Genomic DNA, 12,170 nt, shown 5'->3' with positions numbered 1-12,170 from the left:
CGACGTCACCGGCACGGTCGGTGCGCGCGACGGACACCCCCGAGCGCTCGAGCCGGTCCACCAGCTCCGGGCTCGGGTGCCGGTAGGTGTTGCCGTTGCCGACGCTGATCAGCGCGGCCCGTGGCCGGACCGTGTCCAGCCACCGCGGCACGACCTTGCGGGAGCCGTGGTGCGGGAGCTTGAGCACGTCGGCCCGCAGGTCGCTGCCGGAGGCGAGCAGGTCGTCCTGCGCGGCGAGCTCGATGTCACCGGTGAGCAGCACCGACCCGGCCGGGGTGCTCGCCCGCATCACGAGCGAGCCGTCGTTGACCGCGGTGCCGTCCTCGCCGTCGACCGACGCGATCGGGTGCACCGGCCCGAGCACGTCGAGCCGCAGGCCCGGCCAGCCCAGCGCCACGCCCCGGGACAGCTCGACGACCGGGACGGCGGCGCGTCCGGCGACCGCGGTGAGCTGTCGCAGCCCGGAGGCCGGTTCCCGGACGGGGCCGACGGCGATCCCGCCGGCTGCGCGGCCGCGCAGCGCCCCGGCGAGGCCGCCGTCGTGGTCGGAGTGCAGGTGGGTGATCACGACGAGCTCGAGGACCCGGACGCCGAGCCGGTCCAGGCAGGAACCGATCGCGTCGTCGGTGGGACCGGTGTCGACCAGGACCGCGTGCCCGGGCGGACCGGTGGCGAGCACGAGCGCGTCGCCCTGACCGACGTCGCAGGCGACCACCCGCCAGCCCGGCGGCGGCCAGCCCGGCGGGACGAACCGGGTCGGGACCAGCACGATCAGCAGCCCGACGAGCAGCGCCACCAGCAGCGCCCGCAGCCGTGGCACCCGGCCCATCGCGAGCAGGCCCAGCAGCAGCGCGCCCAGGAGCAACGCCCCGCCGGTCCCGGCGGGCCAGGGCACCGTCGCGCCGGGTACGGCCGCGGCCCGGTCCCCGACCAGCACCAGCCAGTGCACGAACGGCCCGGCGAGCCAGGCACAGAGCCAGGCCGCCCCGGGACTGACCGCGGAGACCACCGCGCCGAGCACCCCGAGCACCGTCGCCGGTGCCACGGCGGGCGCGGCGAGCAGGTTCGCGACGATCGTGACCAGCCCGACGTGCCCGTTCAGCCCGGCGATCAGCGGGGCGGTGGCGACGGCCGCCGCCACCGGCACGACGAGCGCCTCGGCCGGTCCGGACGGCAGGCCGCGCGCCGTCAGCGCCGCCGTCCAGCCGGGGCCGAGGAGTACCAGGGCTCCGGTCGCGACCACCGACAGCGCGAACCCGGCGTCCACGGCGAGCGCCGGGTCGTACAGCAGCAGGCCGAGCACGGCCGACGCCAGGGCGGGCACCGCCGACCGCGCGCGACCGGTGGCGAGGGCCGCCAGGACCACGGCGCCCATCACGGCCGCCCGCTGCACCGACGGGGAGGGCCGGGCCAGCACCACGAAGCCGACGAGTGCGAGCAGGGCGGCCGCCGCGGCGAACCGGGGATCGGCCCGGAACAGGCGCAGCAGGAGCAGCACGGCCCCGGTGACGATCGCGACGTTCGCACCGGAGACCGCCGTGAGGTGGGCGAGACCGGCGGTGCGGAAGTCCTGCTCCGTCTCGGGCAGCTGGGCGCGGACGTCCCCGACCGCCAGGCCCGGCAGGAGCCCGGCCGGTGCCTCGGGCAGCGCCCGGCCTGCGGCGTCGCGCAGTCCGTCGCGCAGCGATCCGGCCGCCGTCTGCCACCACGGCGGAGCCGTGACGTCGCCCGGCGATCCGCGCACCCGCAGCACCGCCGTCGTCAGGTCGGGGCGCTGTGCCGGAGCCAGCAGCCCGGCGGCGGAGGCCTCCTGCCCGGGCAGGAGGTCGCTCCAGGTGTCGGCCGGTGCCAGCAGCAGGATCCGGCCGCCGGTGTCCCAGGTGTCGTCCCCCGCGGTGGCGGACAGCAGCTCGGCCGGTACCAGCGCGGTGGCACGGGCGGACCCTGCCTCGTCGCCGCCGACGGTGCTGCGCAGGACGCGCGGATCGTCGGTGAGGCGGACCCGCACCTCCGCGGCGGCGCCCCGGTCGGCGTGCGCACGCAGTGGATGAGCAGCGAGGGCCGAGGCGTGCCCGGTCACCAGCACCGCGGCGACGAGCGCGCACCCACCGGCCGCCACGACCGTCGACCCGGGCGCCGCGGCGCGGGCGCTGATCCGGGAGCGGAGGAGTGCCGTGAGCACCGCGGCGGCGGCCAGGAGGGCGGCCATGATCCCGCCCGGTGGGCCTCCGAGCAGACCGGCCAGCACGGCGCCCCAGGTGGCGAGCGCCGCCGGGACGAGCCGGAGGTCCGGGGGCGCGGGACGCTCCCCCGAGTCGTCGTGGGTGGCGGCGGAACGGTCCGCTGCGGTCCTCACACCGTCACCAGCGCCTGGAGCTGCGAGAACCGGCGCTCGCCGATGCCGTCGACCTCGCGGAGCTGCTCGATCCGGCTGAACCGCCCGTTCGCCGACCGCCAGTCGATGATCTTCTTCGCGGTGACCGGGCCGACGCCGGGCAGCGCGTCGAGATCGGCGGCGGTGGCAGTGTTGAGGTCCACCGTGCGGCTCCCGGGATCGCCACCGGGCTCGCCGCCGGAGGCGGGCTCCCCGCCGGGTTCGGGGAGCACCGGGGCGCCGTCGGCGGCGGGCGGGACGCCGATCGCGATCTGCTCGCCGTCGCCGACCCGGCGGGCCAGGTTCAGGGCGGCGAGATCGGTGCCGGGCAGCGCTCCCCCGGCGGCGTCGACGGCGTCGGCGACACGGGCGCCGTCCGGGACCCGGACCAGGCCCGGGCGCAGCACCTTCCCGACGACGCTGACCACCAGCGGCCCTGCGGTCACCGGTGCGGCGGCGACCGGGTCCCCCGGTGCCGCAGGTGGCGCAGCTGTCGCCGGTGGCCCGGCCACCTCGGGGAGCCCGGTGACCGGCTGCGCGGTGGGCCGGTTCGACCACACGCCGATCCCGGCCACGACGGCTCCGACGAGCACGACCGCGAGGAGGGCGAGCGCACCGGGCCTGCCGGGATCGACCCGGGCTCCGGCCAGCGAGGACGGCAGCCACCGCTGCGCCGTCCGGCGCCACCAGGACGGTCGGCCACCGTGTGGTGGGCCGTCCTCCGTGGTGGGGCCGGTGGCAGCGGGACCCGCCGGGAACCGGGCGAGCGGATGGTCCCCGTCGCCGTCGGTCCGCTGCGGATCCGGGTGGAGCCCGCGCGGCTCACCGGGCCACCACCCCGGTGGCGGGTTCCCCGTGCCCGGGTCGGGCGGGGGCGGCAGCGGCACCGTCGGCGGATCGAGCGGGTGCCGCCCGGTGACCGGTCCCACCGCGCGCGGACGACCGCCCAGCCCGGCGAGCCGCCGGGATGCGTCACGGGAGGCGTTCGTCGTGGTCACGCCTCCGACGCTAGGAGCGGATCGACCCGCCGCACCCACGATCCGCGGGGCTGTGGACGGCCGGCCCGGTTGGGGACGACCGGGCTCGCACGGCGCCCGGCGGGCCGTGACCGTCGGTGCTGTGTGCTAGGACTCCGCGGGGACCACCACGACCCCGACCAGACCGGGACCGGCGTGCGCCCCGATCACCGCACCGACCTCGGACACGTGGAACTCCGCCGCGTCGGGCAGTTGCTCGCGCAGCCGGTCGGCGATGTCCTCGGCCCGCTCCTCGGCGCCCAGGTGGTGCACGGCCAGCCGGGCCCCGGGCCCGCCGGACGCCCCGACGGCGAGCGCGACCAGCCGGTCGGTGGCCCGCGACGTCGTCCGGACCTTCTCCAGCGGGGCGATCCGGCCCTCGGCGAGGTGCAGCAGCGGCTTGACCGACAGTGCCGCCCCGAGCAGCGCGGACGCCGCACCGATCCGCCCGCCACGGCGCAGCCGCTCGAGGTCCTGCACCCCGAACAGCACCCGGCAGCGGGCGCTCACGGCCGTCGCGGCGGCCTCGGCCGCGATCCCGTCGGCACCGGCGCAGGCGGCGTCGGCGGCGGCGAGCACGGCGAACCCGAGGCCCATCGCGATCGCCCGGGAGTCGACGACCCGGATCCGGTCCGGGGCGACCTCGTCGGCCGCGACCCGGGCGGCGTCCCAGGTGCCGGACAGCTCGCGGGACAGGTGCACCGACACGATCTCGCGGGCCCCGGCGTCGAGGAGCTCCCGGTAGAGCTCGGCGAACGCGGCCGGTGCGGGCCGTGAGGTCTGCACCGTGAGGTTCCGGTCGGCGAGTGCGGTGATCAGCTCGGCCGGGGTGACGTCGACGCCGTCGCGCGCGGTCCGCTCCCCCATCCGCACCTCGAGCGGCACGACGTGCACCCCGCGCCGGTCGGCCGCCCCGGGCGGCAGGTAGGCGGTGGAGTCAGTGACCACGGCGACCGGGGAGCTGGGCACGGCCGGACCCTACCGGTGGCCGGCCGGTCCTGATCACCGGAACAGCGGGGCCAGCGCCTCCTGTGCCGCGAGGTAGCGCCCGTGCGCGTCGTCGAGCCGGCCCCGCACGCGCGGATCGGGGACGAACTCGCGGTCCACGCGCACCATCCGCCCGGCCAGCTCCCCCACCGACCCCGCCGCACCGACGGCCAGCCCCGCCAGCATCGCGGCGCCGAGGACGCCGGCGTCGCGCTCGGCGGTGCGGCGCAGCGGGCGGTCCAGGACGTCGGCCTTGACCTGGCACCAGAGGTCGCTGCCGGCGCCGCCACCGCAGGCGGCGAGCGTCGTGGCGGGCCGCCCGGCGGCCGCCTCCAGCGGGGCGAGGACGTGCCGTGCGGCGTGCGCGACCCCCTCCAGCACCGCGCGGGCCAGCTCGGCGCGTCCGGTGCCGAAGGTCGCGCCGAGCCAGTGGCCGCGCAGCTCCGGGTCCCACAGGGGGGCGCGCTCGCCGGCGAGCTGCGGCAGGAACAGCACCCCGCCGCTCCCCGGACCCGCCTGCCCCGCGAGCTCCAGCGTCTCCGGGACCCCGGTGCCGAGAGCGGCGGACGCCCAGGTCAGCGCGTCGCCGCCGGCCTGCGTCGGTCCGGCGTGCACGTGGAGCCCGCGCCAGGTGGGGAAGGTGACGATGCCGGGCGCGCCGCCACCGGGCCGCGCGGCCATCGCGAGCACCTCGGAGGTCCCCGCGACGTCGACGGCGTCACCCGGCTCGGCGACACCGCCGCCGAGCAGCGCGGACCAGGCGTCCATCGTCCCGACGGCGACGGGCAGCCCGGCCGGCAGGCCACCGGCGCCGGTGGTCTCCCCGGCGACCGACGCCGGGTCCGCGAGCGGCGGCAGCATCCCCGTCAGCCCGGGGACGAGGAGGTCCAGCCGGTCCGGGTAGGTGCCGTCCGGCCCGACCGCGCCGATCGACGACAGCGGGTCGGCGACCGCGGCGCCGGTGAGCCGGAGCAGCAGCCAGTCCTTCGGGGCCAGCAGCCGCTCGGCGCGGGACCACACGTCCGGGCGGTGCCCGGCGAGCCAGGCCGCGCGGGCGGCGGGGTGCGAGGCGTCGACGGTGCCCAGGCCACCGCGCACCCGGGCTCGCTCCTCGGGGTCGAGCCGGTCGCCGAGGGCCGCGGCGACGGCGGCGCACCGGCCGTCCTGCCAGGTGATCGCCGGGTGCACGGGGATGCCGTCGGCACCGGTGAACAGGTGCGTGTTGACCTGCGCGCAGAGCCCGACGGCGGTGAGGTCCCGCAGCGCGCCGGCCGCCCGGAGGTCGGCGACGGCACCGGTCAGGCCGTCCCACCAGTCCGCCGGATCCTGCTCGGCGTGCCCGGGGGCGGGGCGGCGGGTGACGTGCCGACGGCTCGCGGCGGCGACCCGGACACCGTCCGCGGTGAACACCGCGGCCTTGACCGACGTCGTGCCGAGGTCGATCCCGAGCAGCGTCACGGCTGCTCGGACCGGACCGGCAGACGTCGTCCCAGCTCGTCGGCCAGCGCCGTACCGACCGCCCGGTGCCCGGCCCAGCCCCAGTGCATGCCGTCGGGGTTGCCGTGCCCGCCGAGGACGTGCCCGCCGACGAGCGCTGCCGTGTCCAGCAGGGTGACGCCGGGTGCGCGGGCCGCCCACGCCCGCATCGCCGTCTCGGTGGCGGCGCGGTGCGGGTGGACCCGGCCGTAGTCGGCGGCGCGGTGCACCGACGGGAGCAGCGCGACCACCGGCAGCCCCGGCCGCAGCGCGTGCACCGCGGAGCGGCACCGCTCCAGGTAGGACGCGGTCAGCCGGGCCGGGAGCGTGGCGGGACCGCCACCGGGGAGCTCCGCGAGGAGCGGCGCCAGCACCGGCTGCGCCCGCCGGTAGCCGTCCCGGACCACGCGGCGGAGCGGTGCCGGGCGCAGGGCCGGGATCAGCTCCCGCAGCGCCGTCGGCAGTGGCGAGGGCAGCGAGTCCATCCCGGACACCCCCAGCACGACGGCGTCCACGTGCGGCAGCACCGCCCACACCCGCGGGTCGCCGCTGACCGCCGACCACGCGTGCCGGGCCGTCCACCCGGCACGGGCGACGAGCTCCGCGCGCCCGCCGAGGCGGGTCGCGGCGAGGTTGGGCCACAACCGCGGCTCGTCCGCCGGGTAGGGCCGCTCGGGACCGTGGAAGGCCAGCGAGTCCGCGACGACCAGCAGGTCAGGCACCGATGTTGTACCCCGAGAGCCGCCAGCGCGGGTGGTCGGCGCGGCGGGCGACGACGGACCACTTCGCGTTGCCCATCCCGCCGATCACCGGCCACGCCGACTCGGGCAGGTCCAGCAGGCCGCAGACCATCCCGGCGATCATGCCGCCGTGCGCGACGAGCAGGACGGACCGCTCCTCGGGGTCGTCGGCGTACGCGGCGTCGAGCTCGGCGACGACCGGCAGCGAGCGGTTGACGACGTCGACGCGGGACTCGCCGCCGGGCGGTGTCCACCGCGGATCGGACCGCCACGCGGCGATCGCGCCCGGGTCGTCGGCCTCGATCTCGGCGACGGTCCGGCCCTGCCAGTCGCCCAGGTGCGTCTCACGGAGCCGCTTGTCCACCGACAGCGGCAGCCCGGTCGCCCCGGCGACGGCGGTCGCGGTGTCGTGCGCGCGGCTCAGGTCCGAGGTCACGATCCGGTCGAACGGGATCCCGGCCAGCAGCGGCGCGGCCGCGGCGGCCTGGGCACGGCCCTCGTCGGTGAGCCGGGTGTCGAGATGACCCTGCATGCGGCCACCGGCGTTGTACTCGGTCTGGCCGTGCCGGAGCAGGGTGATCCGGCGCAGCGTCATCCGGCGCCGTCCTCGTCGGTCCCGCTGCTCGCGTCCGACGGCACCGCGTGCGGCACCTCGATCGTCGGGCAGTCCTTCCACAGCCGGTCCAGGCCGTAGAAGCCGCGCTGCTCGTTGTGCATCACGTGCACGACGATGTCGGTGAAGTCGAGGAGGATCCAGCCGTTGTCGGCGTCGCCCTCGCGGCGGGTGGGCTTGCTGCCGCGCTCCCGCAGCTTCTCCTCGACCGCCTCCACGATCGCCTGGACCTGACGCTCGTTCTGCGCCGACGCCAGCACGAAGCAGTCGGTGATCACCAGCTGGTCGGACACGTCGAGGGCGACGATGTCGACGGCCTTCTTGTCCGCCGCGGCGGCCGCCGCCACCTTCGTCAGCTCGATCGCCTCCGGTGATGCCGTCACTGCGCCTCACGTCTCCCGGGTGTTCGTGTCGCGGACGGACTCGTCCGACGGTCCCCCAGTGTGTCAGCCGGTCCCGCGGGGGTTGGGCGCCGGGCACCTCACGGGATAGGTTGCGGTGATCACGGTGGAGAAGTCGAAGGAGACTCCCCATGGCCCTGGCCCCCGATCTCGAGGGCACGCAGTGCGAGCCGGTCAACGTCGCGTGGGCGCGTGACGACGTGCTCCTCTACGCGCTCGCCGTGGGCGCCGGCGCCGAGCAGCCGCTGGCCGAGCTGTCGCTGACCACGGAGAACACCGACGGTGTGCGCACCGTGGTGCTGCCGTCGTTCGCCGAGACCCTCACCCGCAACGCCGTCGTCGATCTCGGGGGTATCGACCACTCCCGTCTCGTGCACGCCGAGCAGACGTTCCGGCTGGCCGCCCCGCTGCCCGTCGAGGGCCGGGCCCGGGTCACCGCGACGGTCACCGAGGTCCTCGACAAGGGGTCGGGTGCGCTCGTCCGCACCCGCGCCGACGCGGTCGACGCCGAGACCGGGGCTCCGCTCGCGTCGGCCGTGAAGTCGGTGTTCGTCGGGGGCGAGGGCGGGTTCGGCGGGTCCCGCGGCGCGGCGGCCGCGCCGTCCCCGATTCCGGACCGGGCACCCGACCACCGGGTGACCTACCGGACCTCGCCCGGCCAGGCGCTGCTCTACCGGCTGACCGGGGACCGCAACCCGCTGCACTCCGATCCGGCCTTCGCCGCCCGGGGCGGCTTCGACCGGCCGATCCTGCACGGCATGTGCACGTACGGCTTCACCGCGCGGGCGCTCGTCGAGACCGCCTGCGACGGCGACGCGACCCGGCTCGCCGCCATGGACGCGCGGTTCACCAGGCCCGTGCTGCCCGGCCAGGTGCTGACGGTCTCCGTCTGGAGCACGGCCGCCGGGCCGGTGTTCCGGACCGCCGTCGACGGCGAGGTGGTGCTCGACCGCGGGTCGGCCGAGCTCACCGGCTGATCCGGGCTCAGGAGGCGACGGCGGCGATCCGCGCCGGCGCCGGGTCGCCCGGGTAGTCGCTCCCGCCGCGGTAGGCGAGCTCGGCGAGCGCGTCGAGTGCCGCGAGCTGCGGGTAGCGGCGGTCCGGGTCGCCGCGGTGCGGCCACCGGTGGTCGAGCTCCCGGAACGCGACGGCCCGGTGCCGGGTCGTCGCGAGGTAGCGCGGGTTGTCGCGGACGAACCGGCCGTAGGCGTGGCGCAGCTCGTCGTGGTGCGGGAGCTCGGTACGGACGAAGCGGTCGACGTCGGCGGCGATCTCGTGCACGTACTCCCCGCACAGCTGCACCACGAACGGCACCACCCACGGCTCGTGCACGCAGAACAGCTCCCGCACGGCGCGCTGCCGGACGCCCGCGTTCTCGCTGCGCGACATCCAGGCCGCGACGACGGCCTGCCGGCGCGGGCTGAACCGGGCGACGAAGCCGGGCGGGGGCCACGGGAAGGACACCCGGTACGGGATCTGGACCGGGTCGCCGTCGACGTGCACGTCGTGGTCGGCGACACCACCGCCGGTGTCCTGCACGAGCTGCGCGGACACCGCGCCCCACGGGGCGAGTGCGTGCATCGCGACGTGCGCGTCCCGGCGGACCGGCTGCGGGACCGCCCGCAGCAGCAGCCCGGCGAGCGCCGGGGTCGGGACGTCGATCACGGCTCCACGGTAGCCCGATCAGCCCAGTTCGGCGTGACCGACGGTGCATCGTCGCCCTCTGCGATCACCTGTTCGGCGCAGAGTGAAGGATGCGTGTCCGCGGGGCGGTAGCGTCCCGGCGCGTGACGGCACCGGAACCGAACGCGGAGCAGTGGCGGGCCTGGAGCGGCAGCGGCGGGGACTTCTGGGCCGCCCACGCCGACCTGTTCGAGGCGGGCGTCGCCGGTTACCGGGACGCGTTCCGGTCCGCGACCGCGGTCCGGCCCGGCGAGCGGGTGCTCGACGTCGGCTGCGGCGCCGGGACCACGACCCTCGACGCCGCGGCGGCCGCCGACCCGGACGGGCACGCGCACGGTGTCGACATGTCCGCGGCGATGCTGGCGATCGCCCGCGACCGCGCCGCCGCGTCCGGGCTGCCGGCGACCTTCGCCGTCGCCGACGCCCAGACCGAGGAGCTCGGCGACGGCGCGTTCGACGTCGTGGTCAGCCGCAACGGCGTCATGTTCTTCGGCGACCCGGAGGCCGCCTTCGCGAACCTGCACCGCGCGCTGGCCCCGGGCGGGCGGATCGTGCTGCAGGTGTGGCAGCCGCTCGCCGAGCAGGAGTGGTTGTGGGCGGTGCACGGCGCCCTGCGGCTGCCCGATCCGCCGCCGGACGGAGCGAGCCCGCTCTCCCTCGGCGACCCGGACCGGTGCCGTGACCTGCTGACCGGAGCCGGCTTCACCGGCGTCCGGCTCGACGACGTCCGGGCCCCGATGTGGTTCGGCGCCGACGTCGAGCAGGCCGCGGCGTTCCACCTGGGACGGGTGGCCGACGCGCTCGCCGCACGCGCCGCGACCGACCGGCAGGACGCGGAGGACGCGCTGCGGGGGGTGCTCGCCGAGCACGCGGGCCCCGGGGGCGTCGCCTTCCGGTCGGCCGCGTGGCTGGTGCGGGCCACCCGCCCCTGATCTCCGGCCTCAGCGGTACTCGACGGTCTCCACGGTGTGGGCCTCGATGCGCTCCCAGTCGTAGGTGACACCCAGGCCGTGTCCCTCCGGCACCGGGACGCAGCCGTCGGCGTCGACCGCGGCGAGGCCGTCGCGGTAGTCGTCGGCGTAGACCAGCTGGCTGCGGCCGATCTCGCTCGACTTCGGGTGCACGAACGACATCTCGTAGTAGTTCGTGTTCCGCAACGACGCCATGAGCTGGCGCTGGGCGGGCCCGGGGGTGTGCAGCTCGACGTCCAGGCCGAGCCCCTCGGTGGCGTGCGCGATCTTCAGCGCTCCGGTGATGCCGCCGTCGTACTCGGCGTCGGCGCGCACGAAGTCGGTGCCGCCGCCGACGACGAAGTCGACGTGCTGCTCCAGCCCGCGCACGTGCTCGGTCTGCAGCAGCGGCGTCCGGATCAGCTCCCGCAGCCGCTTGTGCCCGAAGATCGAGATCCCGGTGTCCTTGTACGGGTCCTCGAGCCAGAGGAAGTTCGCCTCGTCGCAGGCCCGGCCGACCTGGACGGCGTGCGCGAACGTCTCCAGCTTGCAGCCCGGGTCGAGCATGAGGTCCATGTCCGGCCCGACGGCCTCGCGCACACGCGCGATCGTCTCGACGACCTCGGAGACCTCGTAGACGTCCCAGACGTGCAGCTTGTAGGCCTTGTAGCCCAGCTCCTTGCACTGCACGGCGAAGTCCGCGTAGGCGGCGGGCGAGTCGAGGCCGCCGTTGCGGTCACCGGCGGCGGTCGAGGCGTACGCGGGGACGCGGGTCTTCCAGCCACCGAGCAGCGTGCGGATCGACGCGCCGTGCGCCCGGCCCGCGAGGTCCCACAGCGCGATGTCGACGAAGCCCATGCCCATCTTGTCGAACTTGCGGAGCTGACGCTTCACGTCGTTGTAGATGAGCTCGCGCTGCAGCGGGTCCTTGCCGATCAGGTAGTCGCCGAACATCGCGACCTGCGCGACGGCGACCGAGTTGCCGCCGACGTAGCCGCCGACGACGCCGTCGTCGGTGTAGATCCGGATCGCGTAGGCGCTGGTGGGCTTGCGGCTGCCCGGCTCGTAGACCAGCGAGAACCCGGTCGGGTGCTTGGCGAAGTCGACCATGTCGAACTTCGCCTTGTCGATGCGGATCCGCTCGATCTTCACGCGGCGCCCCCGCCGTTGCGGGCCGCGTCGAGGTGCGCCTTCGCGGCCTGCTCGAGGTGCACCACGTCGCAGGCGACGCTGGCGTAGGAGAAGCCCTGGGCCAGCCGCCGGGCGGCGGTGGCGCCGTCCGGGCAGTGGATGCCGCAGGCGATGCCGGCCGCGTTCGCGGCGGCCAGGATCGCAGTCAGGGCCTCCTCGAACCGCTCGTCCAGGTCCGGGTCGGTGGAGGTCTTCCCGCCGAGCGCGAGCCGCAGGTCCGACGGCCCGACGTAGAGCCCGTCGACCCCGGGGACGGCGGCGATGTCCTTGACGTTCGCCAGGCCGTCCGGGGTCTCGATCATCACCAGGCAGGCGACCTCGTCGTCGGCGACGGCGGGCGTCGGGCCGACCCGCAGCTGCGCCCGCATCGGGCCGTAGCTGCGCCGCCCGACCGGCGGGTACCGGGTGGCGGCGACGGCGGACTCGGCGTCGGCGACGGTGTCGACCATCGGGACGATCACACCGCGGGCACCGGTGTCGAGCGCCTGCCCGATCCAGAACGCGTCGTTGGCCTGCACCCGCACCATGCTCGCGACGCCGAACGTGTCGACGGCGGTGATCGTCGACAGCACGGCGCGCGAGTCGACGAGCCCGTGCTGGGCGTCGATGCAGACGTAGTCGTAGCCGGTGCGGGCGATCCGCTCGGTGCCGACCGGGTTGTCCAGCACCACCCAGTAGCCGATGGTCTTCTCCCCGGAGCGCAGCCGGGCGGCGAAACCGTTGGTCATGACAGGTCCCC

11 protein-coding genes and 1 pseudogene are annotated in these 12,170 nt (G+C 76.4%); 2 read left to right on the top strand and 10 right to left on the bottom strand.

The window, feature by feature from the left end:
- Positions 1-187 precede the first annotated feature (187 nt).
- The 7 genes and pseudogenes from PP1_RS25835 to rsfS all read right to left on the bottom strand — a co-directional run.
- Positions 188-2,209: pseudogene (locus PP1_RS25835) on the bottom strand (ComEC/Rec2 family competence protein); the annotation flags it as partial.
- Between the two features lie 143 nt (positions 2,210-2,352).
- On the bottom strand, positions 2,353-3,372 hold the full coding sequence (locus PP1_RS25830; protein ID WP_010232820.1) for a ComEA family DNA-binding protein: 1,020 nt from the start codon (positions 3,370-3,372) through the stop codon (positions 2,353-2,355).
- 126 nt (positions 3,373-3,498) lie between these two features.
- The gene (locus tag PP1_RS25825) at positions 3,499-4,359 is read right to left on the bottom strand and encodes a DegV family protein (protein WP_010232818.1); all 861 of its coding nucleotides are present in this window, start codon (positions 4,357-4,359) and stop codon (positions 3,499-3,501) included.
- Between the two features lie 33 nt (positions 4,360-4,392).
- Positions 4,393-5,835, bottom strand: a complete 1,443-nt coding sequence (locus PP1_RS25820; protein ID WP_075314528.1) for a xylulokinase — start codon at positions 5,833-5,835, stop codon at positions 4,393-4,395.
- Positions 5,832-6,575, bottom strand: coding sequence for a diglucosylglycerate octanoyltransferase (gene octT, locus PP1_RS25815; RefSeq protein ID WP_075314530.1), 744 nt, complete (start codon positions 6,573-6,575; stop codon positions 5,832-5,834). The genes PP1_RS25820 and octT overlap by 4 nt, the downstream gene beginning before the upstream one ends.
- A complete protein-coding gene (locus tag PP1_RS25810; protein ID WP_010231474.1) occupies positions 6,568-7,188 on the bottom strand; it encodes a histidine phosphatase family protein in 621 nt (206 codons plus the stop codon). Before PP1_RS25810 ends, octT begins: the two co-directional genes overlap by 8 nt.
- Positions 7,185-7,589 (bottom strand): ribosome silencing factor, encoded by a 405-nt coding sequence (gene rsfS, locus PP1_RS25805; protein ID WP_010231471.1) that lies wholly within the window; start codon positions 7,587-7,589, stop codon positions 7,185-7,187. Before rsfS ends, PP1_RS25810 begins: the two co-directional genes overlap by 4 nt.
- 149 nt (positions 7,590-7,738) lie before the next feature.
- Between rsfS and PP1_RS25800 the strand changes: the two genes are divergently transcribed.
- Entirely contained in the window at positions 7,739-8,584 is an 846-nt protein-coding gene (locus tag PP1_RS25800) for a MaoC family dehydratase (protein ID WP_010231468.1), read from the top strand.
- Between the two features lie 7 nt (positions 8,585-8,591).
- On the opposite strand, the gene PP1_RS25795 is transcribed toward PP1_RS25800, so the two are convergent.
- On the bottom strand, positions 8,592-9,272 hold the full coding sequence (locus PP1_RS25795) for a hypothetical protein (RefSeq protein WP_010231465.1): 681 nt from the start codon (positions 9,270-9,272) through the stop codon (positions 8,592-8,594).
- A gap of 122 nt (positions 9,273-9,394) precedes the next feature.
- Here PP1_RS25795 and PP1_RS25790 point away from each other — a divergent pair, with 122 nt between their 5' ends.
- Positions 9,395-10,222, top strand: a complete 828-nt coding sequence (locus tag PP1_RS25790) for a class I SAM-dependent methyltransferase (RefSeq protein ID WP_010231463.1) — start codon at positions 9,395-9,397, stop codon at positions 10,220-10,222.
- A 9-nt stretch (positions 10,223-10,231) separates the two neighbouring features.
- Here the strand turns inward: PP1_RS25790 and PP1_RS25785 are convergent, their stop codons facing one another.
- Both PP1_RS25785 and PP1_RS25780 read right to left on the bottom strand, forming a co-directional pair.
- On the bottom strand, positions 10,232-11,392 hold the full coding sequence (locus PP1_RS25785; protein ID WP_010231462.1) for an enolase C-terminal domain-like protein: 1,161 nt from the start codon (positions 11,390-11,392) through the stop codon (positions 10,232-10,234).
- A complete protein-coding gene (locus PP1_RS25780; protein ID WP_010231460.1) occupies positions 11,389-12,159 on the bottom strand; it encodes an HpcH/HpaI aldolase family protein in 771 nt (256 codons plus the stop codon). Before PP1_RS25780 ends, PP1_RS25785 begins: the two co-directional genes overlap by 4 nt.
- Positions 12,160-12,170 lie beyond the last annotated feature (11 nt).

The sequence above is a fragment of the Pseudonocardia sp. P1 genome (assembly GCF_000178675.2).
GTDB lineage: Bacteria > Actinomycetota > Actinomycetes > Mycobacteriales > Pseudonocardiaceae > Pseudonocardia.
Note: the sequence above shows the minus strand (reverse complement) of the source record. Positions and strands in the feature narration are given on the sequence as shown.

Excerpts from the sequence above, each read along its gene's own strand:
- PP1_RS25800 (WP_010231468.1), top strand. The coding sequence starts at position 7,739 with ATGGCCCTGGCCCCCGATCTCGAGGGCACGCAGTGCGAGCCGGTCAAC.
- PP1_RS25780 (WP_010231460.1), bottom strand. The coding sequence starts at position 12,159 with ATGACCAACGGTTTCGCCGCCCGGCTGCGCTCCGGGGAGAAGACCATC.
- PP1_RS25810 (WP_010231474.1), bottom strand. The coding sequence starts at position 7,188 with ATGACGCTGCGCCGGATCACCCTGCTCCGGCACGGCCAGACCGAGTAC.